The sequence below is a fragment of the Marinospirillum sp. genome (genome assembly GCF_014859565.1).
Window position 1 is genome coordinate 1 of the sequence record NZ_JACUUA010000014.1, and the last position, 25,607, is coordinate 25,607.

The following is a 25,607-nucleotide window of genomic DNA, read 5'->3' on the forward strand; positions in this document are numbered from 1 at the left end:
AGTGTACCCTGACTAATGCTCGTGCTCGTTTTGCGCGTAATGAATGGCATCCTGCGCAGCCTATGGCGGTTGCAATACATCGCAGTGAAGACCGGCGTCAGGTCAGTGTGGCACAAGAGGGGCGTCCGAGTCGCAGTGTCAGTCTGCATATGGGATTTGATGGCATGGTGGTCAAGGTCTGTCGCTGGTATGACCGAGACTGTGCGGTGCTGGCTGGTACGGATCGAGATTATAACCGTGGGCATTCCGGTCGTATTCAGGTTCCTGATCTGGTCGATGGAACACTCTCCTGCAGTTTCCCCGGTCCTGATGATTCCCGGAGGTACAGACGATGAAGTGGTTTTCCAGTCTGTTTTTATTGCTGCTGCTGAGCCATGCGTCAACCCTTCAGGCACAGCAGCCTCCAACCTTGCAGGATCTGGTACCCCTGCTGGCAAGTGGCGCAACTCCAGACGAAATTTTTGATCAGGCGGTGCTGACGCACATGCGTGTGCCGCTACAGCATCTGGGCGTAAACATCACAGATCGACGTAATGGCCGTGTGATCAGTCGTGATGAAATACGACACCTGCTGGGGCAATCACGTCAGGATTCAGCCCATCAGCTGATTCGGCAGGTGTTCGGCAATTTTCAGCTTCCGGGATACCCTGATACGGATACGCTGATCAATCTGTTTGATGCCGCTGCGCTGGCTTCCCTGCGATCTCCGCCGCCCTGGCTGGATATCGAGTTTTATGACCAGCGTGTTGGTTCTGATGGGCAGCCAGGTGGTGGTGTCAGTGGACGTATTCCTGAAAAAATTTATCAACCCGAAAAAAAGCCTGCTGAACCACAGACTCTGGCTGCAAAAAAAGCCAGGTGGAATGAAGAGCGTGCGGCCAGGGTTTTTATCCAGCGGGGCAGTGTTTTTGAACCTGAAAGAAAAAACGAATTTTTGCTGCCTTTACTGGGAATAGCTGCCAACCCGGAGGCGCTGTGGCAACAAGCACAGCTGGAGTTTGCCGAGTTGCAGCAGGAGCAGCCGGAAATCAATCTGCGCGTTTACAATCCACAGCAACCCATACTGGATCAGGTATTACTGGTTGAGGATGGAGAGCAAAACCTTTATGCGCTGCTGGTACATTTCCAATCATCAGATGTTGAGCTGGTCAAGGCAGCCAGAGCCTTGTTTGACACCTCGGACGATATTGAGCCTCAAATTAGTCCTCAAGGTGAATTAACACGATGACACCCGCCATCAAGCTGGCTTGCCAGCAGAAGATCATTCATCAGGCGCATGAATACAGCCATGATCCGGCAGCGGCTTCTTATGGTCTGGAGGCGGCAGAAAAGCTGGGTGTACCTGCTGAACAGGTTTTTAAAACCCTGGTGGCGGAGGTGGATGGCAAGAGCCTGGTGGTGGCGGTGTTGCCGGTCAGTCACCAGTTAAGCCTGAAAAAGCTGGCGCGTGCTGCCGGTGCCAAAAAAGCCGTGATGGCTGATCCAGCGCGGGTGGAGCGCACCACCGGTTATGTGCTGGGTGGTGTCAGTCCGCTGGGTCAGAAAAAGCGTCTGGCAACCTACATTGATGCCAGTGCCGAAGTACAGCAGCAGGTTTATGTCAGTGCCGGTAAACGCGGACTGGAAATCAGTCTGACACCGCAGGATTTACAGCGGCTGACACAAGCGGCCTTTGCCGATCTAACCGACTGAGTCTCTGATTAGTCTTCTGCCAGAAAATCTTCACGCGACAGGCCGTATTTTTTCAGCTTGTCGTAGAGGGTTTTGCGCGGCAGGCTTAAGTCTTCCAAGGTGTTTTTGATGGAACCCTTGTTACGTGCCAGTGCTTGTTCAATCAGGCTTTTTTCAAACATTTCCACCTGTTCCGGCAGTGTCAGCGGCTGCTTGCTGCTGCTGCCAAACATCAGCTGTTCCAGATTGTAGTCACAGGTGGCTCCCAGCAGTACATAACGCTCAGCCAGATTACGCAGCTCTCGTACATTGCCCGGCCAGTCGTGCCCCATCAGCAGGGATAACTGCAAAGGACTGGGTGAAGGGGCTTCCAGCCCGGAGCGGGTAGCAGCAACAATGGCAAAGTGCTGGAACAACAATGGAATGTCTTCACGGCGATCCCGTAGCGGTGGGATTTCCAGCGTGACTACATTCAGCCGGTAATACAAATCCTCACGGAACTGACCATCAGCCGAGGCTTGTTTCAGGTCGGTTTTGGTGGCGGCAATCACGCGGATATCCAGACTGACCGGCGTGTTGGAACCCAGGCGTTCGAGCTGGCGTTCCTGCAAGACTCGCAGCAGTTTGACCTGCAGATTTAACGGCATGGATTCAATTTCATCCAGAAACACCGTGCCACCATTGGCATGTTCAAACTTACCCACCCGGCGTTTGTTGGCACCAGTGAAAGCACCCGGTTCGTGCCCAAAAAGCTCCGATTCAATGATGCTTTCCGGCACCGCACCACAGTTGATGGCCACAAAGTTCTTGCCGGCACGTTTGCTCTGTTCGTGAATATAACGAGCCAGCATGTCTTTACCGGAACCGGTTTCACCCCATAACAACAGGTCGGTTTCCACGCGGGAAATCTGGTTGGCAACCGACATCAGTTGTTGCATCGGCTGGGTGCGGCCTAATACTCTTGGGCCGGGTGTGGTGGCACGAGCCAACTCTTCTTTCAGGCAACGGTTTTCCAGCGTCAGGCGGCGTTTGTCCAGCGCCCGTGCCACCACATCCAGTAACACCTCGTTGTGAAAGGGTTTTTCCAGAAAATCATAAGCGCCCTGGCGCATGGCTGCCACCGCCGTGGAAATATCACCGTGCCCGGTAATCAGAATCACTGGCAGGTCTGTATCCAGCGTGCGTGCTTGTTGCAAAAAAGCCATACCATCCATACCGGGCATACGAATATCAGACACCACCACCCCCGGCCATTCCGGGCTAAGGGCTTTTAATGCTTGCTCCGCACTTTCAAAACTCTGTACCTGATAACCGGCCAGCTCCAAGGTTTGCCCCAGACTGATGCGCAGGTGTTTTTCGTCATCAATAATAATGACCGGAAGCAGGGATTCAGACATGGGGTTCACCGGATGTGGGGGATTGTTCCGGGTAACTGGCCGGAAGATAAAGAGTTAATACAGCCCCGGTGCAGTGGGGTTGCTGTTGATTACTGGCTTCCAGTCGCCCGTTCAGATCCTGGACAATACGACTGGAGATGGATAACCCCAGTCCCAATCCCTGGCCGGGGTCTTTGCTGGTGAAGAAGGGATCAAAAATTTCTTCCAGTTGATTTGCCGGGATACCACAACCGGTATCGAGCACCTGGATTCTGACCCAGTCACGGGTGCCATCCACTTCATAATCGGCACGTAGATGAATCTGACGTAGCGGGGCATTTTTTAATGCGTGCAGGGCGTTGGATAACAGATTCACCAACACCTGCTCCAGTCGTACCATATCGGCCAGCACAAAAACTTCCTGCTCTGGGAAGTGGCGGATTACTTCAATGCCCTGTTGCTGGAACTGGTTCCAGTAGAGTTTCAGGGCGTAATCAAACGCAGCTTGTACAGAAACAGGCACCCGTTGTTCACCACTTTTACGGGAAAACATTTTTAACTGGGTGCTGATTTCGGCCATGCGTTCGGTTAGTTGCAGGATCTGCTCAAGATTGGAGTCTGCGGTTTCTGGCTGGTTGCGGGATAAAAAAGTACGGGCATTTTCGGCATAACTGCGCAGTGCCGCCAGTGGTTGGTTAAGTTCGTGATTAATACTGGCTGATAATTGCCCCAGCACGGCCAGCTTGGCTGTTTGTACCAGCTCTTTTTGAGTGTTGCGCAGGGCTGATTCGGTGCGTTCATGCTGCTGGATTTCTTCCAGCAGGCGTTGGTTACTGGCAGACAGATCAGCGGTACGTGTGGCTACCCGGTTTTCCAGTTCATCATGGGCCTGTTGCAATACACGGTGAGCCTGTTCTTTCCACTCCTCGTGTTCTTTCATGCTGCGGCGGCGCTGGTAAAGATATAACCCAACCAGTGTCAGCAGCACCAGTGCCGAGCCGGATAACAATGAAACAATCAACACCTGATGACGTACGGTATTCAGTTCTTTAATCATCAATACCTGCCAGCCAGCCTCCGGCATATCCTGACTCAGCAATAAATAATCCCGTGCCTGATTGTTATGCATCCGGATGGTTAAAGCTTCTGCCTGCTCACCCAGCGGATGGCGCTCTATCACCGGCAGCGGACGCAGAATCCGTCCGGCATAACGCAGTGAATCGTTAATATGTAACAGGGTTTCGCTGGGTAACTCGGTGATGGTCGATAAACGCCATTCTGGTCGGGAGCTGATAAAAATCACTCCGTCGGGATCAGTCACCAGCAGTTCACCCGTTGGGTCGCGCCAGGGTTGCTCGATGGCGTGGATTTCAATTTTTACCACCAGCGCACCCTGCACCTCATCTTTGAAGGTGACCGGCCAGGAGTAATAATAACCCCGCGCACCGGAGGTGGTGCCCAGACCAAAAAAACGCCCTTGTTGTCCTTGCATGGCCATCTGAAAGTAGGGACGAAAGGCAAAGTTCTGACCAATAAAGCTGTCGGGTCGCCACCAGTTGCTGGCAGCCAGTGTACGCCCCTCATGGTTCATCAGGTAAATGTCGGAAACATCAGCAATGACCCGGTAGCTATCCAGCAAAATGTTCAGCTGTTGTAATTCATCCTGGGTGGTATCCGGGCGCAGATACAGGCTTAAATCTTCCTGGGTGGTCAGTAGTTGTGGCAGGTATTCGTATTTTTCCAGCTTGCCGCGCAGGCTGGTGACATGCAGCAATAATTCATTGGTGGCCTGGTTTTCCAGGCGCTGCAGTTCACGATCCCAGGTCAGTTGACCGCTTTGCCACAACACCAGTGTGGCAATCAGGGTAAACAGCGCACTGGGCAACCATTTTTTAATGAACGGCATAACTTAAACAGCAGCCTGAACACGGCGTAACGCACGTTGGATACGCGTTTCCTGCTTGGATAACTCCAGCAGGCCGTCCTCAACATAAACCAGATGCTCGTGGGATTTGGTCTGGGCTCCTTCAGGATCACCGGCCAGAATGGCATCCAAAAGTTCTTTGTGCTGACGGTAAAGGATCGGGCGGGAATCCTTGCGTTCAAACAGGCTGGATAGGTTATCCACAATGCTTTTTTCCAGCAGATTAAACAGGCCACGCATGGTGTGTAACAGCACCACGTTATGAGCCGCTTCAGCAATCGCCAGATGAAAAGCGGCATCGGCTTCTGCTTCTTTAACCGGATCCATGGCGTCGTAGGTGGAAGTCAGCTCTTCAAATCTTTTCTGTAATAACTGCTTATCGGCTGGAGTGGAGCGCAGGGCAGCATAATAAGCCGACAAGCCTTCCAGCGCATGACGAAACTCCAGCAGATCATAATGAAACTCGGCATGTCCACCCAGTAGCTGCATCAGCGGGTCACTGAAGGATGAACCCACCTGCTCACTGATATAGGTGCCGCCACCCTGACGACTGCTCAGCAACCCGCGAGCCGCCAGCTTCTGGATGGCTTCACGCAAAGAAGGGCGGGATACACCAAACTGGGTTGCCAGTTCGCGTTCCGGCGGAAGTTTCTGGCCGGGTTTAAAGCTGCCTTCAAGAATCATGCTTTCCAGTTGCTGCATGATCACATCAGAAATGCGCCGCGTTTCGACACGGGTATAACTCATCCTTCTCGACTCCTGTCAAAAGTGGTTGTTGCCATCTTATTTAAATTGGTCTTACCAGTAAAGACCTGGTGACTGGCACTTGTGTGGTTGCGCATCTGAAAAGTGTTTTCTTGCAAGGAGTTAGCTGAATTTTGCCTTGAATGCTGCACTGCAGAGCTAGTTTTGCAGGGTTTAGACAAAAGTCTAGAGAGTGCCAATACCTGTTTGACAGGCTGCTGATCACTACCTAGGATTAGTCAATCCTGGCTTGTCAATTGGTAAGACCATTTTAAAAACAAGTAAGCCTGCATCCAATATTCGACAGGTGTAAATGATGAGTGACACTGTAAAAGTTTACCCGAGCAAACCGGAAAAAGTGTACTTCTATGCCACCTGTTTGGTGGATCTGTTTTTCCCGGATGCCGGGCTGGCCGGTGTGCAGTTGCTGGAGCGTGAAGGCATTGAAGTGATTTTCCCGCAGAACCAGACTTGCTGCGGTCAGCCTGCTTATTCATCCGGTTATAACGATCAGGCGCGGGAAGTGATTCTGCCGCAGCTGGAGCTGTTCCCAGAAGACTACCCCATTGTGGTGCCGTCCGGTTCCTGTAGCGGCATGATGCGTAAACACTACCCTGAACTTTTTGCCGGTACACCCCAGCAAGCATGCGCTGAAGCCATTGCCTCACGCACCTGGGAGCTGACCGATTTTCTGCTGCAGGTGTGCCAGATCAAGCTGCAAGATCAGGGGCAGCCTGTAAAAGTCGCCATGCACACCTCCTGTTCTGCCCGCCGTGAAATGGGTGTGGCCGAAGTTGGCCCGAAACTGCTGGGGCAACTGGCACAGGTAGAGCTGGTGGAGCAGGCGCGTCCGGCGGAGTGCTGTGGTTTTGGTGGCACCTTTGCTGTACGTCATCCCGAGATTTCCGCTGCCATGGTGCAGGATAAAGCCCAGGCGCTGGTGGATGCCGGTGCTGAACAGTTTGTTACCACCGACTGTGGTTGCATGATGAACATTGCCGGTTATGCTGAAAAGCAGGGTTTGCCGTTAAAAGGTCAGCACATCGTCAGCTTTTTGTGGGAGCGGCTGCAGGCAAAAGATCAAGCACAAAATGGAGATGCAGCATGACTGCCCAGCCAATTCAGGTGCGTGAATTCCATCCCCGTGTACAGGCGGCATTAAAAAACCCGCAGATTCGCAGCAACTTCCGCAAGGCGATGGATGGTCTGATGACCAAACGCACAGCCGCTTTTGCTGACTGGGATCTGGAAGCCTTGCGTGACTTGGGTGCAGCGGTGCGTTTACGTGCGCTGTCACGCCTGCCAGAGTTACTGGAGCAGCTGGAAAAAAATCTGCTGCAGCAGGGCATTCAGGTGCACTGGGCAGAAACTGGTGAACAGGCCTGTGAAATCATCCGTGACATCTGCCAGGCACGGGGTGCCAAAAGTGTCATCAAGGGCAAGTCGATGGTGACCGAAGAAATGGAACTGAACCATTTCCTTGAAGAAGCCGGAATCGAAGCGCTGGAATCGGATCTGGGTGAATACATCGTACAACTGGCTGAAGAAACCCCGTCCCACATCATCATGCCAGCGATTCACAAGAACACCGATGAAATCTCCGAATTGATGCATGAAAAAACCGGCACTCGGCGTTCCCATGATGTGGATTACCTGACCGCCAGTGCCCGCCAGCAGCTGCGTGAAAAATTCATGCAGGCGGATGTTGGCATCTCCGGTGTCAACTTTGCCGTGGCGGAAACCGGCACCCTGTGCCTGGTAGAAAACGAAGGTAATGGTCGCTTGACCACCACCGCACCGCCTTGCCATATTGCTGTGACCGGCATCGAAAAGGTGGTGGAAAAACTTGAAGACGTGACACCTCTGCTGGCGCTGTTGACTCGTTCTGCCACCGGCCAGCACATCACCACCTATTTCAACATGATTTCTTCACCCCGCAAGACGGGTGAAAAAGATGGCCCGGAAGCCGTGCATCTGGTGCTGGTGGATTCCGGTCGCTCAAAGATTTATCAGGATCAGGAGCTGCTGGATACCCTGCGTTGTATCCGTTGTGGTGCCTGTATGAACCACTGTCCTGTTTACACCCGTGTGGGTGGTCATGCTTATGGCACCACCTACCCCGGCCCGATTGGCAAAATCCTGATGCCTCACATGCTGGGGCTGGAAGACACCCGCGACCTGCCTTCTGCCTCTACCTTGTGTGGTGCCTGTGGTGAAGTCTGCCCGGTTAAAATTCCGATTCCAAAACTCTTGCAGCGCCTGCGGCAAGAAGCAGTGGATGGTGACAGCCTGCGTCCATCCCGTGTGACCGGGCATGGTGTGAAACGCAACTGGCTGGAAAATCTGGCCTGGACTGGCTGGACACGTATGCATGCTAGCCCCGGCCTGTACCGTTTTGCTGGTCGGATGATGGGTCGCCTGCGTGGCTTGATGCCAAACAAACTCGGTGCCTGGACGGATTACCGCAGTGCCCCGAAACCGGCAGCAAAAACCCTGCACCAGTTAATGCAGGAGCGGAATGTTACAGGCAAGGCCAGTAAAAAGGAGTCGCAGGCATGAATCAGGCAAGACAGAACATCCTCCAGCGTCTGCGCGAAGGTCGGCAAGAAGGTTTTGACGTGCCGGCCAGTGATTTTGCTGTGGTGCGTGAGCGCAACTGGAATGCGGCCGAAAAACTCGACCTGTTCCAGCAGAAAATTGAATCCGTCCACGGTGAAGTGCATCGTGTTGCGGCTGACCGCTGGATTCCCGAACTGATCCGCTTGCTGGCGGAAAAGAAAATCGGCAACCTGCTGGTCAGTGATGTTAAGGCGCATGGGCTGGAACTGCGTGAACAGTGGCACGAAGACTTACCGGAATTGCTGGCTTATGACCGCAGCATCGAAGACTGGAAAGAACAGCTGTTTAATCAGGTGGATGCAGCCATCACCAGCTGCCGGGGTGCCATTGCTGAAACCGGCTCGTTGATCCTCTGGCCGGATGAAGACGAACCCCGCCTGATGAGCCTGGTACCACCGATCCACTTTGTATTGCTGAAAGCCGACCAGATCTACAGCACCTTTGTTGAAGCGATAGGTGAACAGGGCTGGGCAACACAGGGCATGCCGACCAATGCACTGCTGATCTCCGGCCCATCCAAAACAGCGGATATCGAACAGACCCTGGCTTATGGGGTGCATGGCCCAAAAGAGCTGGTGGTATTGGTGTTGGAGTGATGAATGTTCAAGCTTGCCGAGTGTGATGGAGAACCGTTCAGGGTGGCATCACCTCCGGACGCGTGAATACATCCATGTAAGCTCTGGCTGCAACATCCTGTTGCAGACAGCCGGATCTGATGCCGACCCTGTCCGGTCAGTTGGCCATGTGCAGCGTTGGGTGGTATCGAAGAAGATTCTTTCTGTCTGAATTCAGGCGGAAGAAAAAAAGAGGGCAAAGCCCCGAAAAAAGTAACCCCTGCTGGCGGAGTTTAGCGGCTCGTCAAACAGGGGTCGCTGTCAATAACGACAACAAGAGCTATTAAGCGAAAGGAAATATAACATGTCCGAAACACTCCTGTCCCTGCTGGCCTTTGCGCCACTGGTGCTGGCTGGTGTACTACTGGTGGGGCTGAACTGGCCTGCCCGTATCGCCATGCCGGTGATTTTTCTGGTAACCGCATTGATTGGCCTGTTTGCCTGGGAAATGTCCTTTACCCGCGTGGTGGCGTCCAGTCTGCAAGGTCTGGTTCTGACCGGCGGTATCCTGTGGATCATTTTTGGCGCGATTCTTCTGCTCAACACCCTGAAACATTCCGGTGCCATCACCGCCATTCGTGGTGGTTTCTCCAACATCTCTCCGGATCGCCGCGTTCAGGCCGTGATTGTGGCCTGGCTATTTGGTTGTTTTATTGAAGGTGCATCCGGTTTTGGTACACCAGCTGCGGTCGCCGCTCCACTGCTGGTGGCGCTGGGCTTCCCGGCACTGGGTGCGGTGATGATTGGTATGATGATCCAGTCCACCCCGGTTTCTTTTGGTGCCGTGGGTACACCCATTGTAGTGGGTGTCACGGGTGGACTGGACAGGAGCGGCATTACTGAACAGCTGCTGGCGAACCAGTCCAGCTGGGAAGTCTTTTATCAGCTGATCACTTCACAGGTTGCCATCACTCACGCCATTGTGGGTGTGCTGATGCCCTTGTTCATGTGTGCCATGCTGACTCGTTTTTTCGGCAAGAACAAATCCTGGGCCGAAGGTCTGGCCGTTGCTCCCTTTGCCATTTTTGCCGGTCTGGCCTTTGTACTGCCCTATGCGGCTGCTGGTGTATTCCTCGGCCCGGAATTCCCCTCCATGATTGGTGCACTGGTCGGTCTGGCGATTGTAGTACCCGCTGCTAAAGCCGGTTTCCTGCTGCCAAAAGAGCAATGGGATTTTGCTGATGCAAAAGACTGGCCGAGTGAGTGGATGGGCAACATCGAAATCAAACTCGAAAATCTAGCAGGCAAAGTGCCGATGAAAGGTGTACTGGCCTGGCTGCCCTACCTGCTGCTGGCGGTGATTCTTGTGGTATCCCGTGTAGTGCCGGAAGTGAAGTCTTTCTTCACCAGTTTCCTCAGCTTTGGCTGGAGTAACATTCTGGGTGAGGCTGGTGTATCCGGCAGCATTCAGCCGCTCTACCTGCCGGGTGGCATTATGGTGATGGTGGTGATTCTGACCTACTTCCTGCACCGCATGAAGTTTAATGAAATGAAGGCCGCGCTGAGTGAATCCTCGCGTACCCTGCTGGGTGCTGGTTTTGTACTGATTTTCACCATCCCGATGGTGCGGATTCTGATCAATTCCGGTGTCAATGCTGCGGATATGCCGTCGATGCCCATTGCCATGGCGCAGTTGGTGGCTGATTCGGTGGGTGGTGTTTATCCCTTCTTTGCACCTGCCGTTGGTGCTATTGGTGCCTTTATTGCGGGTTCCAACACCGTATCCAACCTGATGCTGGCGCAGTTCCAGTTCAGTGTGGGTGAGTTGCTGGGTGTATCCAGTGCCTTGCTGGTAGCGATGCAAGCGGTGGGTGCTGCAGCCGGTAACATGATTGCCATTCACAACGTGGTGGCGGCTTCTGCCACAGTTGGCCTGCTGGGTCGAGAAGGTCGCACCCTGCGTATGACCATCATCCCGACCATTTATTACCTGGTCTTTGCCGGTCTGCTGGCGCTGATTGCTGTATACGGGCTGGGCGTGACAGACGGCCTGATGTAACGCTTTGTTTTTGTTGCTGCCTTGCAGGTCACTGTTACAAGGTGGTTGGCTTATCAGGTGGGCATTCTGTCCTGAATGCACACCTGCGCTCGACTCCCTGTCTCGCTCTTGCCAACCAACCTTGTCGTGACCTGCACCAGGTTAGCGCCACCACTTTTTATTTTTCAAGGTAATGCGCCATGTCTTCTGCTTATTCCGAACTGCATTCAGCCCTTTCTGCCTTTGTCCCAGATGACCGTCTGATCCGTGATGAGCTACGCCGTTTGGCTTATGGTACGGATGCCAGTTTTTACCGGTTGATTCCCGAGCTGGTGGTGCGGGTGGAGTCGGAGCAGGAGGTGCAGCAGTTATTGCTGGCTTGCGCTGATCGCGGTTTGCCGATTACCTTTCGGGCAGCGGGTACGTCGCTGTCGGGTCAGGCAGTGACAGATTCGGTGCTGATGCAGCTGGGCAATGGCTGGAAAGACCATGAAATCCTTGATAACGGCCAGGCCATCCGCCTTAAACCCGGTGTGATTGGTGCTCAGGCCAATAAATACCTCGCCTCACTACAACGCAAGATCGGGCCAGACCCGGCGTCGATCAATGCCTGCATGATCGGGGGTATTGCCGCCAACAATGCCTCGGGCATGTGTTGTGGTACGGCACAGAATTCATACAACACCTTAAAAGACCTGCGGGTGATTTTTGCTGATGGCGCACTGCTGGATACGGCTGATCCCGCCTCAGTGCAGGCTTTTAACAGCAGCCATGGTTTTTTGCTGCGGCGACTGGCCGAGCTGGGTGAGCAGACCCGTGCCAATACCGCACTGGCAGAAAAAATCCGCCATAAATACCGGCTGAAGAACACCACAGGTTACAGCCTGAATGCACTGGTGGATTTTGAAGATCCGCTGGAAATCCTTAAACACCTGCTGATCGGCTCCGAAGGCACGCTCGGTTTTATCAGTGAGATCACCTACCACACGGTGCCGGATTACCCGCACAAAGCAGCGGCGCTGATTTATTTTCCCGATATGGCTGCGGCCTGTCGTGCCACTACAGTGATGAAACCCACACCCGTGGCAGCGGTGGAGTTGCTGGATCGGGCGGCATTACGTGCGGTGCAGGGTATGCCCGGTATGCCGGATAACCTGAAAGCCCTGCCGGATGATGCCGCAGCCCTGCTGGTGGATGTGCGCGGCAGTGATGCCACTCATCTGGATGCAAACATCATGGCGGTTACGGCAGCACTGGCAGGCATGATCACATTGCTGCCGGTGGAGTTCACCACGGATATCAAGACTTATGAACTCTACTGGAAAATCCGCAAAGGCACTTTTCCGGCAGTGGGTGCCGAGCGGGTGATTGGCACCACGGTGATCATTGAAGACGTGGCCTTCCCGCTGGAGCGACTGGCGGAAGGGGTGGCTGAGCTGCAGGCATTGTTCAAGAAATACCGTTACGACGAAGCCATCCTGTTTGGTCATGCGCTGGAAGGCAACCTGCATTTTGTGTTCACCCAAGGTTTTGATGATCCGGCAGAAGTACAGCGGTATGAAGCGCTGATGGATGAAGTGGCACAACTGGTGGCGGTGAAATACGGTGGTTCGTTAAAAGCCGAACACGGCACCGGGCGCAACATGGCACCTTATGTCGAGCTGGAGTGGGGCAGTGATGCCTACGCCCTGATGAAAAACATCAAGCGGCTGTTTGATCCGGCCAACCTGCTGAACCCGGATGTAATTCTTTCAGATGATCCCAGTATTCACCTGCAAAACCTCAAACCCCTGCCGGAAGCTGATCCGCTGGTCGACAAGTGTATTGAATGTGGTTTCTGTGAAGCAGTCTGCCCGTCGCGCAGACTGACTCTGACCCCACGTCAGCGGATAGTGATCTGGCGGGAGTTACAACGCCGCCGTCAGGCAGGGGAAGATCCGGCAGGCATTGATGCGCTGACCGAAGCCTATCAATATCAGGGGCTGGATACCTGTGCCGCAGATGGCCTGTGTTCCACCCAGTGTCCGGTGGGTATTAACACTGGGGATCTGGTGCGTGGCATCCGCCGTGAGCAGAACCTCAAACACCAGAACAAAGCCGAATGGATTGCCAGCCATTTTGATGGGGTCACCCGTATGGCGCGTACCGGCCTGCAACTGGCAGGCATCGGTCGCAAGGTGATGGGTGATGCGGGCATGAAAGCCAGTATGAATACCCTGCGTAAACTGGGTGTCGATGCCGTAGGACACTGGATACCCAGCTTGCCCAAGGCTGCCCGTCCACTGGACAAAATCCGACCGACCACCCCACCACCCACGAATGCCAATGCACCGGCAGTGGTTTACTGGCCGTCTTGTGCCAGTCGCGTGCTGGGTAATGATGTTCATGCGGGTGAACAGGCTTCACTCAGTGAAGTCACCCTTAACCTGCTGCACAAGGCCGGATATCGGGTCATTATCCCCGAAAGCATCAACAGCCTGTGTTGTGGTATGCCGTTTTACTCCAAGGGCTTGTTTGAAGTGGCGGATCAAAAACAGGGTGAACTGCTGGCCGCTTTGATGGAAGCCTCTGAACAAGGCCGCTGGCCGGTGATTGCAGATACCAGCCCCTGCAACCTGCGCTTAAATGAAGGGGGTTTAAAACAGCTGCAACTGCTGGAAGCCAGCGAGTTTGTTGCTACAGAAGTGCTGCCGAAACTGAACATCCGCCGTAAACCCGGCAAGGTGGCGGTGCATGTTACCTGCTCCACCACCCGGCGCGGCAAGGGTGACCTGTTGGTACAACTGGCACGCGCCTGTGTGGAAGAAGTGGTGTTGCCGGAATCGGTGACCTGCTGTGGCTTTGCCGGAGATCGCGGATTTCAGCAACCGGAACTCAATGCCTCAGCCTTGCAGGATCTAGCCAAAGAAGTGGCTGGTTGTGAAGCGGGATACTCCAACAGCCGCACCTGCGAAATCGGCCTGACAGAACATGCCGGAATCCACTACCAGTCGATCCTGTATCTGGTGGATGAGGTTAGCGGGTAGAATGAAGCATTTTATACAGTCTATTTTGCAATGGTTCAGACAGTTTCATGATGCAATAGCACCGTAGTTGCAAAGCTCCTCCGAACTATTGCTCAGCAAAAACGGGTCGCCAAAACATGGGGTCGCTGGCAGCAGGGTCAAGCAGGCGCGGCACTACATCCTCATGTCACGGCTGGCTCGCAAGATCAAAGATAAAACCCTGCTGAATTGTTTTTCTTGCCTGTTGGTATGAATCGCGGATAATTCGTTTTTTTCTCCGGGAGATTAAGCGGCAATGAGTCACAGTGCGACCCAATGGCGAGATCAGTTGGAAACCTTACGAGCCAACAAGGTTTTTGAAACTGTTGTGATCGGTATCATCATCGTTTCAGCCTTGCTGATTGGTGCCAAAACTTATGAAGAATCCAGTCGTTTTGAGCAGATCATCTACTGGCTGGATTGGGGGGTAACACTTTTTTTCCTGATTGAAATCATCATCCGTCTGGCGGCTGAAAAAAACCTGCTGCACTTTTTCAAGAAGGGCTGGAACATCTTTGACTTCCTGATTGTTACCGCCAGCCTGATTCCGATTGATGATTCAGAAATGGTACTGCTGGCGCGTTTGCTGCGGGTGTTCCGGGTGTTGCGTCTGGTTTCGATGATTCCGGAGTTACGCATCCTGCTGTCAGCACTGGTTAAATCCTTGCCACGCATGGCTTATGTCGCCCTGCTGATGTTTATCATGTTTTATATCTACGGGGCGGTTGGTAGTTTCCTGTTCCACGATGTGGATGAAAAACTCTGGGGGAATATTGCAGTATCCATGTTAACGCTGTTTCAGGTGGCGACTTTTGAGAGCTGGGCAACCGCAGTTTTGTACCCGACCATGGAGCATTACCCCTACAGCTGGATTTATTTTTTGACCTTTATCTTCCTGAATGCTTTTATCTTTTTGAACATGATGATTGGTATTGTGCTGGATGTGATGCAGAAGGAAAGCACCCAGTACGAAATTGAGACTGGACAAGGTGAAGCAGCAGAAATTCACTGGATGCGTGAGAACATGGAAATCCTGCGCGCCCAGATGGATCGTATCGAATCCAAAATGGATAACAAACCCTAGAGGTAGGCTGATGCTGAACCGGCTGGCAGAGCAGATGCAGGCCTTTCGTCCGCGCCGCGTGCGCTGGGTGATGCCTGAGGCTGCAGTGCTGATTCCGGTGACCGAAAGTGATGATCCCTCTATTATCCTGACTCGCCGTGCTGACCACATGAAAACCCACAGTGGTCAGGTGGCTTTCCCCGGTGGTAAACGGGATGCAGAAGATATTGATCTACAGTCCACTGCCTTGCGTGAAGCACAGGAAGAAATTGGGCTGAACCCTGATCAGGTGCGCTTGCTGAACCCGCTGAGTGATGTGGTGTCTCTGCACGGCATCAAGGTCACTCCTTTTGTGGGATTGGTGCCAGCCGAGTTACAGCTGCAGCCCTGTGAAGCCGAGCTGGATGCCATTTTTCATGTACCTGTTAGCTGGTTATTACAGGACCCACGCAGCCATACCGATGTGATCCGGGTTGCTGACACCACTTATTATGTGCCCAGTTTTCCTTTTGGTGAATACACCATCTGGGGGTTGTCTGCGATGATGCTGGTCGAACTCTTGCAGGTCGGGTTTAATATGGATGTTGATTTGCATCACAAGCCAGCAGGTAAGCTGATAGAACATCCGGTCAGGCTCTTTCCGCCTGACGCATTCAAATAATAAAAGGAGCCAGCCATGCTGTATGACCTTGAAGAGCGTCGTGTGCAGTTACAGGGTGAAGATATTTTTGTGGCGCCCAATGCCATGTTGATTGGTAATGTGTTAGTTAAATCCGAATCCAGTGTCTGGTTTAATGTGGTTGTCAGAGGTGATAACGATCCAATCATTATCGGAGAGCAGAGCAATGTGCAGGATGGTTCCATTCTGCATACCGATGTAGGTTATCCGCTGGTGATAGGCAAGGGTGTCACCATAGGACACAAGGTGATGCTGCATGGCTGTGAAGTGGGTGATTACAGTCTGGTGGGCATGAACGCTGTGGTGCTGAACGGTGCAAAAATTGGTCGTTACTGCCTGATTGGTGCCAATACCCTGATCCCTGAAGGTATGGTGGTGCCTGATGGTTCACTGGTGATGGGGTCACCCGGTAAAATCAAGCGCGAACTGCGGGCCGATGAAAAAGCCAGACTCGAAGCCAGTGCTGCCCATTATGTCGAAAATGGCCTGCGTTATCTGTCCACCCTGCGACCACGTCCCTGATTCACCTTACAACAAGAGTTATTGATGAATACAACAGCAGCAGCAAACTCCAGTGCTTTCACCCGGGTGTTAACCGGTATCACCACCACGGGCACCCCTCATCTGGGTAACTATGTGGGTGCCATACGTCCGGCTATTAACGCCAGTCGTGATCCACAGGTGCAGTCTTATTATTTTCTGGCCGATTTTCATGCTCTGATTAAATGCCATGAGCCACAACGAGTGGCTGAGTCCCGCCGGGAAATTGCCGCTACCTGGCTGGCGCTGGGGCTGGATACTGATCATGCCATTTTTTATCGCCAGAGCGATGTTCCGGAAATCCCCGAGCTGACTTGGCTGCTGACTTGTGTGGCAGCCAAGGGTTTGATGAATCGTGCCCATGCTTATAAAGCCAGTGTGCAGGAAAATCTGGATGCCGGTGATCGTGATCCGGATGCAGGCATCAATATGGGGCTGTACAGCTACCCGATCCTGATGGCGGCGGATATTCTGATGTTCAGTCAAAAGCAGGTTGCTGGTCAGGATTTTGGCCTGACTCGTGTGCCTGTTGGTCGTGATCAGATACAGCACATCGAGATGGCGCGTGATATCGGTCAGCGCTTTAACCATATCTTTGGTGAAGAGTTTTTTGCTCTGCCAGAGGCAGTGGTGGATGAGCAGGTGGCGGTGCTGAATGGTCTGGATGGCCGCAAGATGAGCAAAAGCTACAACAACACCATTCCGCTGTTCGAGCCGGAAAAGAAATTCCGCAAACTGATCAACAAGATCAAAACCAACTCACTGGAACCCGGTGAACCCAAGGATACTGAGGACTGCACCCTGTTCCAGATCTATACGGCTTTTGCCTCTGCTGTAGAAGTGGCTGAAATGCGTGAGCGTTATGCGGCGGGCATCGGCTGGGGAGAAATGAAAGGGCAGCTGTTTGAGTACCTGAATGAGCAGTTACGGACACCGCGTGAGGAATACCAGCGTTTGCTGGCTGATCCGGCTTATGTCGAAGCTGTGCTGCATAAGGGTGCTGATAAAGCCCGCGCTGAAGCCACACCTTTCCTGGATCGTCTTAAGGTAGCTGTTGGTCTGGGTCGTTTTATCTGATCGGTAACGGGCGACTTTTGTAATCCAGAGGTCGCCCGTTTTTTCAGGATTTTCGACGCAGCAGTTTTTTACGCTTTTTGCTGGTGTCTTCCCAGCAACGCACAGCCTTGATGAGGTTTTCTTTCACTTCCAGGGTTTCGATGCGGTAACTACCAAAAGCCACACAGATATTGCCATCAGGAATGGATTCCAGATGTTCAAGAATTAGTCCATTCAGGGTTTTGGGGCCGTGAGTGGGTAATTCCCATTCCAGCTGTTTGTTGATTTCCCGGATGGTGGCGCTGGCATCAATCAGCCAGGAGCCATCTTGCTGTGGCTGAATGTCATCCTGATGCTGGGGCACATCAGTGGTGAATTCACCCACAATTTCTTCCAGTATATCTTCCAAGGTGACCAGTCCCTGCACATCACCGTATTCATCCACTACTATACCTATACGGCGTTTTTCCTTCTGGAAATTCAGCAGTTGGGTTTGCAGCGGAGTGGATTCGGGAATGAAGTAGGGTTCCCGAGTTTCCTGAATCAACATGCCTTTACTCGGTTTTTCGGAGGCAATCAGGCGCAGGGCACCGCGTAGGTGCAGGATGCCAATAACATTGTTGATGTCGCCCTTGTATACCGGGATGCGAGTGTGCTGCGAATGGCGCAACAACTCCAGAATGGTGTCCATATCCTGTTCAAGATCGATGCCGGTGACTTCCTGGCGTGGAATCATGATGTCATCCACAGTGATCTTTTCCATATCCAGAATTGACAGCAACATAGCCTGGTGGCGGCTGGGAATCAGGTTGCCGGCCTCATTCACTACGGTGCGTAACTCTTCTGATGTTAGATTGTCCTGCTTGTGTTCGTCAGGTCGTGCACCCAGCAGTCGCAGTATGAAGTTACTAAATAGGTTAACAATCCATACCAGCGGATAAAGCAGTTTGAGCAGTGGTGTTAAAGCAAAAGACGCGGGTCGGGCAAACTGTTCTGGGTGAAGTGCCGCCAGGGTTTTAGGGGTCACTTCAGCAAAAATCAGCACCACAATGGTCAGTGCAAAAGTTGCTGCAAGTGGCCCCAGGCTTTCGCCAAGAAAATGGATGGCGATAACCGTGGCAATGGCGGCAGCAAAGTTATTAACAAAGTTATTGCCGATCAGAATGACACCCAACAGCCGATCCGGGCGTTTCAGCAGATTACTGATACGAATGGCGGCTTTGTCACCCTGCTTGGCCTTGTGGCTGAGGCGGTAGCGGTTGATCGACATCATGCCGGTTTCAGAGCCGGAGAAGAATGCGGAGCAGGCAATTAAAAGTGCCAGTATTCCCAGTAGCAGCCCAAGGGGGAATTCAGCGTTCAAGCGGTGTTTACCTCATCCGAGAATAAATTGAAGAACAAATTTGCTGCCAAAATAGGCCAGTAACAATAACAGGCTGCCGCCCAGAGTCCAGCGTACAGCCGTCATGCCCCGCCAACCAAAACGCCAGTGTCCGACCAGTAATAGGCCAAACGTCAGCCAGGCGGCCAGTGACAGCACACTTTTGTGGGCTAGTCCCGGTGCAAACAGGCTGTCAAAAAAGATAAAACCACTGATTATGCCGAGTGTCAGCAGAATCTGACCGGCCAGCAGCAGATCAAACAAGAGTCTTTCCATGGTCTGCAGGGGTGGTAACACCGCTATCAGCCCTTGCAGGTGACGGTGTTTTAGCTGGCGGTTCTGTATTGCCAGCAAAACAGCTTGTACACTGGCCAGCGCAAAAAGGCTGTAGGCTGACAGTGAGGCAATAATATGCAGAAACAGACCATCTTCACTGCGTGGTTTGGCTGTGTGGCCACCGGAGAGCTGGGTCAGCAGTAAAAAAATGGCGGCTAGTGGGAAGAGTGCAGCAGCAAGATTTAATGTGGGGTGGCGTAGGCTGGCGAATAGAATAAAAGTACAAATCAGCCAGTTGACCAACGAAGCGGCTTCCAGAAAACCCAGGTTAAAATCCTGTGGCAGGCCAAGGTGGCCATACAGGGCAATACCGTGAGTTATCAAGGCACCCAGCCCCAGCAGCTGTACCAGTAAAGTCTTTTCTGGAGCTTTGCGAGCCAGCTTCAGCCAGACCCTGGATGCTCCAGCCAGATAAAAAGCAATGGCAAGTAAGGTAAAAGGAAGAAGGGCGACCATGCTGGGGTTCTGAGGCTCCATAAAGAATAATCTGCCTATCCTAGCCGATTCCTCTGACTTTGGCATCCATTCCGGGTGCTTCTTGGTCTATAATCGGCGCAAATGCTTAGTGAGGGCAAGACATGTTTGAAAGTTTAAGTGATCGCCTGTCGCAGACACTGCGCAGTATTTCCGGTAATGCCAGACTGACGGAAGACAACATCAAGGACACCCTGCGGGAAGTACGCATGGCGTTGCTGGAGGCGGATGTTGCCTTGCCGGTGGTGAAAACCTTTATTGATCAGGTGCGTGAGCGTGCTGTTGGTCAGGAAGTATCCAAGGCGCTGCAGCCGGGTCAGCAGTTCCTGAAAATAGTAAATGAAGTGCTGACTGAGACTATGGGTTCGTCCCACGCTGGTCTGGAGCTGAAAGGTGAACCTGCCGCCGTGCTGATGGCCGGTCTGCAGGGTGCAGGTAAAACCACTACAGTTGCCAAGTTGGCGCGTCACCTGCGTGAGCGAGAAAAGAAAAAAGTGCTGGTGGTGTCGGTGGATGTGTATCGCCCCGCCGCTATGGAGCAGCTGAAGACTCTGGCGGCAGAAGTGGGTGTGGATTGTTTTCCTTCTACGCCAGATCAAAAACCGGCTGCCATCATTGAGGCCGCTCTGCGCGAAGCCAAAATCAAGTTTTATGATGTGATGCTGGTGGACACCGCCGGTCGACTGCATGTTGATGAAGGCATGATGGCTGAGATCAAGGCAATTCATGCTCAGTTAAAGCCTTGTGAAACCCTGTTTGTGGTGGATGCCATGACGGGTCAGGATGCGGCCAACACAGCCAAGGCATTTAATGAAGCCTTGCCGTTGACGGGTGTGGTGCTGACCAAGGCGGATGGTGATGCCCGTGGTGGTGCGGCGCTGTCGGTACGCCAGGTGACCGGCAAACCAATTAAGTACATCGGTATGGGTGAAAAAACCGATGCGCTGGAACCCTTCCATCCTGAGCGTATTGCTTCCCGGATTCTGGGTATGGGTGATTTGCTTTCTCTGATTGAGGAAGCTGAGCGCACCATGGACAAGGACAAAGCCGCCAAACTGGCCAGCAAGGTCAAAAAAGGCAAGGGTTTTGATCTGGAAGATTTCCGTGAGCAGCTGCAGCAGATGAAAAAAATGGGCGGCATGTCCAATATGCTGGAGAAACTTCCCGGTATGGGAGGTCTGGCTAAAATTGCCGAGCAGCAAGGGCCGATGAAAGAGTTTGGCAAAATGGAAGCCATCATCAACTCCATGACCCCCTGGGAGCGACAAAAGCCGGAACTGTTAAATGGATCACGCAAACGTCGCATTTGTGAAGGCTCCGGCACCCAGCTGCAGGATCTGAATCGTCTGATCAAACAGCATAAACAAATGCAGAAGATGATGAAAAAAATGACCAACAAGGGTGCCGTTGCCAACATGATGCGCGGTATGCAGGGGCAGATGCCACCCGGTATGGGTGGGATGGGTGGCCTCGGTGGTGGTGGTTTTCCTCCGCGCTTTTGAAAAAAGCAGTGCTGCCGCTTGCGTTTGTCCGGCGGCACTCTACAATAGCGCAACCCTGAAGACTCAGGGATTATTTAGCAGTCTACTCGGGTCAAGCCTTCCCAAGGCTGAAGTTATCCATTAGAATACTTCGCCTTTCGGGTGCCTTGCCTTTTGAGCAGTGTTTTATGTGCTTGGGTGGCTTTACCCGGATAGGGTGATATCCCTGGTCGCAAATTTCTTGCAGCAGCAGAGCTGTTCTGTGCTGTATTCCGGATACTTTAAAGGAAAGACTTGCAATGGTAACCATTCGTCTGGCTCGTGGCGGTGCAAAAAAGCGCCCCTTCTATCACGTCAACGTGACTGACTCTCGCAATGCGCGTGATGGTCGTTACATCGAGCGTCTGGGTTTCTTCAACCCTGTTGCTCAAGGTAATGCTGAGCGTCTGCGCATTGATTCTGACCGCCTGCAGCACTGGGTTTCTCAGGGTGCACAGCTGTCTGATCGTGTAGCAAAACTGGTTAAAGAAGCTGCCAAACAGCAGTAATTGCTGTGGTAGTCCTGATGTTTCTTTTCGCACATGAGTGAGGCTGATGCACATGAGCGGAAGTTCAGGAAATCAGTTGGTAACTAATAATGACACTGATGAAATTGTGCTGGGTCGAATTACCAGCATCTTTGGTGTTAAGGGTTGGGTGAAGGTTTATTCCTACACCGACCCAATGGAAAACCTGCTGGACTACCCCGAGTGGCACTTGCTGCATCAGGGTGAACGCAAGGTAATCCGTAAGCTGGATGGTCGCAGACACGGTAAAGGTTTGATTGCCAGGCTTGATGGCATCAACACCCCCGAAGAAGCTCGGCTACTGTCCGGGGCTGAAATCAGGCTGAGTCGGTCAAAATTGCCTGACCTGCCGCAGGGTGAATACTACTGGAGCCAGCTGGTTGGTCTTAAAGTGATCAATTTGCAAGGCCAGGTATTTGGACAGGTAGATTACCTGCTGGATACCGGAGCCAATGACGTGCTGGTGATAAAACCCTGTGAAGGTAGCCTGGATAAGCAAGAACGGCTGGTGCCCTGGTTGATCCCTGATGTGATCCGTCAGGTTGATCTTGAAGCTGCTCAGATCGATGTGGACTGGGATGCAGACTTCTGAAACAGATCGGCATCAGCAAGTGACGAACACAGAGTCGCGCAGAGTGTGGTTTGGTGTTGTATCTCTGTTCCCGGAGATGTTCAGCGCCATCACCGAGCAAGGTGTACTTGCCCGTGGCATGAAACAAGGGTTACTGGAATTTGAATTCTGGAACCCGCGTGATTATGCAACGGATCGGCATCGCACTGTGGATGATCGCCCTTATGGCGGTGGTCCCGGAATGTTGATGAAAGTGGAGCCTCTGCGTGCAGCCATTCAGGCGGCAAAAGCAGCAGCCGGACCTGAAGCCAGAGTGATCTATCTTTCGCCGCAGGGGCGTAAGCTGGATCAAGCTGGTGTGGAAGAACTGGCGTGCCGCAACAAGCATATTCTTGTTGCAGGGCGTTATGAAGGAATTGATGAGCGCTTGGTGGCCTCTGAAATCGATGAGGAATGGTCTATAGGTGACTATGTCCTCAGCGGTGGTGAGCTGGCAGCCATGACACTGATTGATGCTGTGTCACGTCTGGTGCCCGGTGTGCTTGGGCACCAAGCCTCTGCAGAAGAGGACTCTTTTGCCTCAGGTTTGCTGGATTGTCCGCACTACACGCGGCCTGAGGTGATAGACGGGCAAGGTGTTCCCGGGGTGCTGTTGAGCGGCAACCACGAAGCAATACGTCGATGGCGTCTGAAGCAGGCGCTGGGTCGAACCTGGCTGCGACGACCTGACTTGCTGGCCGGGCGTCAGCTCAATCAGGAGCAGCAGGATTTATTGGCAGAATTTATCCGCGAATACGATGCCCCGCTTACCAGGGCGCAAGTCGAGCGGCCTTAGTCTAGGAGCGAGCAGCAATGAGCAATAAAAACTTGATTATCCAGGCTCTTGAAGCCGAACAAATGAACAAAGAAGTCCCCTCTTTTGCACCTGGTGACACTGTTGTTGTCCAGGTTAAAGTAAAAGAAGGCAACCGCGAGCGTCTGCAGGCTTATGAAGGTGTGGTGATTGGCAAGCGTAATCGCGGCCTGAACTCTGCTTTCACTGTTCGCAAGATTTCCAGCGGCGTTGGTGTTGAGCGTACTTTCCAGGTTTACAGCCCGCTGGTTGACTCTATCCTTGTCAAACGTCGCGGTGACGTGCGTCAGGCCAAGATTTACTACCTGCGCGAGCGTTCCGGTAAGTCTGCACGTATCAAGGAAAAACTGGTCTGATATGTTCTTTTGTCTGCTTTCCGGCAGCAAAGAATATGCAACAGTAAAAAACGGGCGCCTTCGGGTGCCCGTTTTTATTTTGTAGATCCATTGGCATGGTGTTTTGCAGGTTGCAAAGGCATACTGAACGGCTTATTTGCCTGATCCCTGTGATCACGATCCAGTTATGGAGAGGCGTATGTATAACAAGGTGATCAAATTTTCTTTGCTGTTACTGCTGCTGGTTATTGCTCCGGTGGTTGTAGCGGATAAACTTAATCAGTTGCAACAGAGTCTGCAGAAACTGAATCCCGGTATTCAAATTGTTGAGCTGAAACCAACTCCTGTGAGTGGATTTAACGAGGTGCTGCTGAATACCGGTGATCTGCTGTATATCAGTGACAGTGGTGAGTACCTGTTTGCCGGTAATCTACTGGCTTTGACTGACTCAGGTCTACAGGATCTGACTGAGCAATCCAGAACCCTTCGCCGTGGTCAGATGATTCAGCAACTGCCAGCATCGGAGCAGGTGGTGTTTCCAGCAATCGATGAAACACGCGCGGTTGTACAGGTTTTCACTGACATCACCTGCCCTTATTGTGTGCGTCTGCATGAGCAGGTTCCAGAGCTGAACCGTCAGGGTGTAGAAATTCGTTATCTGGCTTTTCCACGTCAGGGTGTAGCTGGAGAAGGTTATCGGCAACTGGTTAATGTTTGGTGTGCAGACAATACCCGTCAGGCGATGAATGATGCCAAGGCAGGTAAACGTGTACCGGCACGCCAGTGTGACAACCCCGTACAAGCCCAGTATGATCTTGCACGCAGTCTTGGTATTCAGGGAACCCCGGCAATCATTTTACCGAGTGGACGCCTGATACCCGGTTTTATTCCGGCAGATCGGCTCATCAATGAACTGGGACTCTGAGCTACTGCTCTAAAGTTGCCCAAATGCATAACCCAATTTTCAGTGACATGAATAAACGAAGGAGACAATCTTGAAGCCTGTAAAAGTGGCCATCTGTGGTCTGGGAACTGTTGGCGGTGGTGTGTTTAATGTGCTGCTGCGTAATGCCAGCGAAATTGCCCGTCGTGCAGGTCGTCCTATTGTTGTGGAACAGGTTGCTAGCCGTAGCCCGAACCCCTCCTGTGATACCTCCAGTGTTTATGTCTCGCAGGAAATTCTGGATGTCACTGAAAATCCCGAAATTGATGTGGTGGTAGAGCTGGTTGGTGGTTATGACGCTGCGTTTGAGCTGGTGATGCGCTCAATTAAAGCAGGCAAACACGTGGTTACCGCCAACAAGGCTTTGATTGCCGTTCATGGCAACGAAATTTTTCAGGCTGCCCGTGAAGCCGGTGTGGTGGTGGCATTTGAAGCGGCAGTAGCCGGTGGTATCCCGATCATCAAGTCGATCCGTGAAGGCCTGACAGCCAACAAAATTCACTGGGTGGCCGGTATCATCAACGGCACGGGCAACTACATTCTGACTAATATGCAACAGGCCGGGCGCACCTTTGAAGACGTGCTGGCTGAGGCTCAGGAACTGGGTTATGCCGAAGCTGATCCTACCTTTGATGTGGAAGGCATAGATGCCGCCCACAAGCTGACCATTCTTTCCGCCATTGCATTTGGGGTGCCACTCAGTTTTGACAAGGTCTACACCGAAGGCATCAGCCGGATTGATATTGTTGACATCCGCCAGGCTGATGCACTGGGTTATGTCATCAAACATCTGGGCATTACCCGTCGCACGGATAATGGTCTGGAGTTGCGAGTGCACCCGACGCTGATTCCCAAAGAGCGCTTGCTGGCCAATGTCCATGGCGTAAAAAACGCGGTGATGGTTTACGGTGATGCGGTGGGTCCGACCCTCTATTACGGCGCCGGTGCCGGTGCTGAACCGACTGCCTCATCAGTGATTGCCGATCTGGTGGATGTGGCGCGTGCCATGGGTTCTGATCAGGAATCCCGTGTTCCTTATCTGGCCTTTGCTGAACAGGCGGATGATCTGCCGGTATTGCCCATGGAAGAAATCGAAACCGCCTACTATCTACGTCTGTTGGCGGTGGATCGTCCCGGTGTACTGGCACGGGTTGCCACAATTCTGAGTGATCAGGGTATCAGTATTGAAGCCATCATCCAGAAGGACTCCACCGAAGGTGAGCTGGTACCGATTATTCTGCTGACTCATAGAACCCGCGAAGCCGCCATGAATGAAGTGATTCGTCAGCTGGAATCCCTGGCTGATATCGCCGGTGGTGTGATGCGTATCCGTGTAGAAAGCCTTAACGATCAATAATT

Annotated in this window: 24 protein-coding genes; 19 read left to right on the top strand and 5 right to left on the bottom strand. The window is 52.7% G+C overall.

The features are described from left to right. The 3 genes from IBX50_RS03685 to ybaK form a co-directional block, all read left to right on the top strand. Positions 1-335: hypothetical protein (locus tag IBX50_RS03685; protein WP_292253379.1), on the top strand; the 335-nt coding region annotated here is incomplete at its 5' end. Further along, on the top strand, positions 332-1,228 hold the full coding sequence (locus tag IBX50_RS03690; protein ID WP_292253380.1) for a hypothetical protein: 897 nt from the start codon (positions 332-334) through the stop codon (positions 1,226-1,228). The genes IBX50_RS03685 and IBX50_RS03690, both read left to right, overlap by 4 nt. Beyond that, positions 1,225-1,692 (top strand): Cys-tRNA(Pro) deacylase, encoded by a 468-nt coding sequence (gene ybaK, locus IBX50_RS03695; protein WP_292253382.1) that lies wholly within the window; start codon positions 1,225-1,227, stop codon positions 1,690-1,692. Before IBX50_RS03690 ends, ybaK begins: the two co-directional genes overlap by 4 nt. Before the next feature lie 8 nt (positions 1,693-1,700). Here the strand turns inward: ybaK and IBX50_RS03700 are convergent, their stop codons facing one another. From IBX50_RS03700 to IBX50_RS03710, 3 genes are read right to left on the bottom strand one after another with little or no spacing between them, the layout of a single operon-like run. After that, on the bottom strand, positions 1,701-3,068 hold the full coding sequence (locus tag IBX50_RS03700) for a sigma-54 dependent transcriptional regulator (protein WP_292253383.1): 1,368 nt from the start codon (positions 3,066-3,068) through the stop codon (positions 1,701-1,703). After that, positions 3,061-4,953: an ATP-binding protein gene (locus IBX50_RS03705; RefSeq protein ID WP_292253386.1), complete on the bottom strand. Its 1,893-nt coding sequence runs from the start codon at positions 4,951-4,953 to the stop codon at positions 3,061-3,063. The genes IBX50_RS03700 and IBX50_RS03705 overlap by 8 nt, the downstream gene beginning before the upstream one ends. 3 nt (positions 4,954-4,956) lie before the next feature. Continuing rightward, on the bottom strand, positions 4,957-5,718 hold the full coding sequence (locus IBX50_RS03710; protein WP_292253388.1) for an FCD domain-containing protein: 762 nt from the start codon (positions 5,716-5,718) through the stop codon (positions 4,957-4,959). A 313-nt stretch (positions 5,719-6,031) separates the two neighbouring features. On the opposite strand from IBX50_RS03710, the gene IBX50_RS03715 reads away from it, so the two are divergent. The 9 genes from IBX50_RS03715 (at position 6,032) to trpS (ending at position 17,329) form a co-directional block, all read left to right on the top strand. Next, positions 6,032-6,823 (top strand): (Fe-S)-binding protein, encoded by a 792-nt coding sequence (locus IBX50_RS03715; protein ID WP_292253390.1) that lies wholly within the window; start codon positions 6,032-6,034, stop codon positions 6,821-6,823. Beyond that, positions 6,820-8,274 carry a LutB/LldF family L-lactate oxidation iron-sulfur protein gene (locus tag IBX50_RS03720; RefSeq protein ID WP_292253392.1) on the top strand — a complete coding sequence of 485 codons (1,455 nt, stop codon included), beginning with the start codon at positions 6,820-6,822 and terminating at the stop codon, positions 8,272-8,274. The genes IBX50_RS03715 and IBX50_RS03720 overlap by 4 nt, the downstream gene beginning before the upstream one ends. Then, positions 8,271-8,930, top strand: a complete 660-nt coding sequence (locus tag IBX50_RS03725; protein WP_292253394.1) for a lactate utilization protein — start codon at positions 8,271-8,273, stop codon at positions 8,928-8,930. Before IBX50_RS03720 ends, IBX50_RS03725 begins: the two co-directional genes overlap by 4 nt. Positions 8,931-9,252: 322 nt before the next feature. After that, on the top strand, positions 9,253-10,947 hold the full coding sequence (locus IBX50_RS03730) for an L-lactate permease (protein ID WP_292253396.1): 1,695 nt from the start codon (positions 9,253-9,255) through the stop codon (positions 10,945-10,947). A gap of 179 nt (positions 10,948-11,126) precedes the next feature. Then, entirely contained in the window at positions 11,127-13,952 is a 2,826-nt protein-coding gene (locus tag IBX50_RS03735; RefSeq protein WP_292253398.1) for an FAD-binding and (Fe-S)-binding domain-containing protein, read from the top strand. Between the two features lie 274 nt (positions 13,953-14,226). Continuing rightward, positions 14,227-15,054 carry an ion transporter gene (locus tag IBX50_RS03740; protein ID WP_292253400.1) on the top strand — a complete coding sequence of 276 codons (828 nt, stop codon included), beginning with the start codon at positions 14,227-14,229 and terminating at the stop codon, positions 15,052-15,054. 10 nt (positions 15,055-15,064) lie between these two features. Continuing rightward, the gene (locus IBX50_RS03745) at positions 15,065-15,694 is read left to right on the top strand and encodes a CoA pyrophosphatase (protein WP_292253402.1); all 630 of its coding nucleotides are present in this window, start codon (positions 15,065-15,067) and stop codon (positions 15,692-15,694) included. Between the two features lie 15 nt (positions 15,695-15,709). Further along, complete coding sequence (locus IBX50_RS03750; RefSeq protein WP_292253405.1) at positions 15,710-16,234, top strand: gamma carbonic anhydrase family protein; 525 nt, start codon at positions 15,710-15,712, stop codon at positions 16,232-16,234. 24 nt (positions 16,235-16,258) lie between these two features. After that, positions 16,259-17,329 carry a tryptophan--tRNA ligase gene (gene trpS / locus IBX50_RS03755; RefSeq protein WP_292253409.1) on the top strand — a complete coding sequence of 357 codons (1,071 nt, stop codon included), beginning with the start codon at positions 16,259-16,261 and terminating at the stop codon, positions 17,327-17,329. Between the two features lie 43 nt (positions 17,330-17,372). Here the strand turns inward: trpS and IBX50_RS03760 are convergent, their stop codons facing one another. Continuing rightward, positions 17,373-18,671, bottom strand: a complete 1,299-nt coding sequence (locus IBX50_RS03760) for an HlyC/CorC family transporter (RefSeq protein WP_292253411.1) — start codon at positions 18,669-18,671, stop codon at positions 17,373-17,375. 12 nt (positions 18,672-18,683) lie between these two features. Further along, a complete protein-coding gene (gene ccsA, locus IBX50_RS03765) occupies positions 18,684-19,481 on the bottom strand; it encodes a cytochrome c biogenesis protein CcsA (protein ID WP_292253414.1) in 798 nt (265 codons plus the stop codon). A 122-nt stretch (positions 19,482-19,603) separates the two neighbouring features. Here ccsA and ffh point away from each other — a divergent pair, with 122 nt between their 5' ends. The 7 genes from ffh (at position 19,604) to IBX50_RS03800 (ending at position 25,605) form a co-directional block, all read left to right on the top strand. Beyond that, positions 19,604-21,001 (top strand): signal recognition particle protein, encoded by a 1,398-nt coding sequence (gene ffh, locus IBX50_RS03770; protein WP_292253418.1) that lies wholly within the window; start codon positions 19,604-19,606, stop codon positions 20,999-21,001. 278 nt (positions 21,002-21,279) lie between these two features. Continuing rightward, the gene (rpsP, locus tag IBX50_RS03775) at positions 21,280-21,528 is read left to right on the top strand and encodes a 30S ribosomal protein S16 (RefSeq protein ID WP_292253420.1); all 249 of its coding nucleotides are present in this window, start codon (positions 21,280-21,282) and stop codon (positions 21,526-21,528) included. A gap of 76 nt (positions 21,529-21,604) precedes the next feature. Continuing rightward, positions 21,605-22,138, top strand: coding sequence for a ribosome maturation factor RimM (gene rimM, locus IBX50_RS03780; RefSeq protein ID WP_292253422.1), 534 nt, complete (start codon positions 21,605-21,607; stop codon positions 22,136-22,138). 43 nt (positions 22,139-22,181) lie between these two features. After that, positions 22,182-22,952 (top strand): tRNA (guanosine(37)-N1)-methyltransferase TrmD, encoded by a 771-nt coding sequence (gene trmD, locus IBX50_RS03785; protein ID WP_292253453.1) that lies wholly within the window; start codon positions 22,182-22,184, stop codon positions 22,950-22,952. A 17-nt stretch (positions 22,953-22,969) separates the two neighbouring features. Beyond that, positions 22,970-23,326, top strand: a complete 357-nt coding sequence (gene rplS, locus IBX50_RS03790; protein WP_292253424.1) for a 50S ribosomal protein L19 — start codon at positions 22,970-22,972, stop codon at positions 23,324-23,326. Between the two features lie 178 nt (positions 23,327-23,504). After that, positions 23,505-24,230, top strand: coding sequence for a DsbC family protein (locus tag IBX50_RS03795; protein ID WP_292253426.1), 726 nt, complete (start codon positions 23,505-23,507; stop codon positions 24,228-24,230). A 70-nt stretch (positions 24,231-24,300) separates the two neighbouring features. Continuing rightward, complete coding sequence (locus IBX50_RS03800; protein WP_292253428.1) at positions 24,301-25,605, top strand: homoserine dehydrogenase; 1,305 nt, start codon at positions 24,301-24,303, stop codon at positions 25,603-25,605. Positions 25,606-25,607 lie beyond the last annotated feature (2 nt).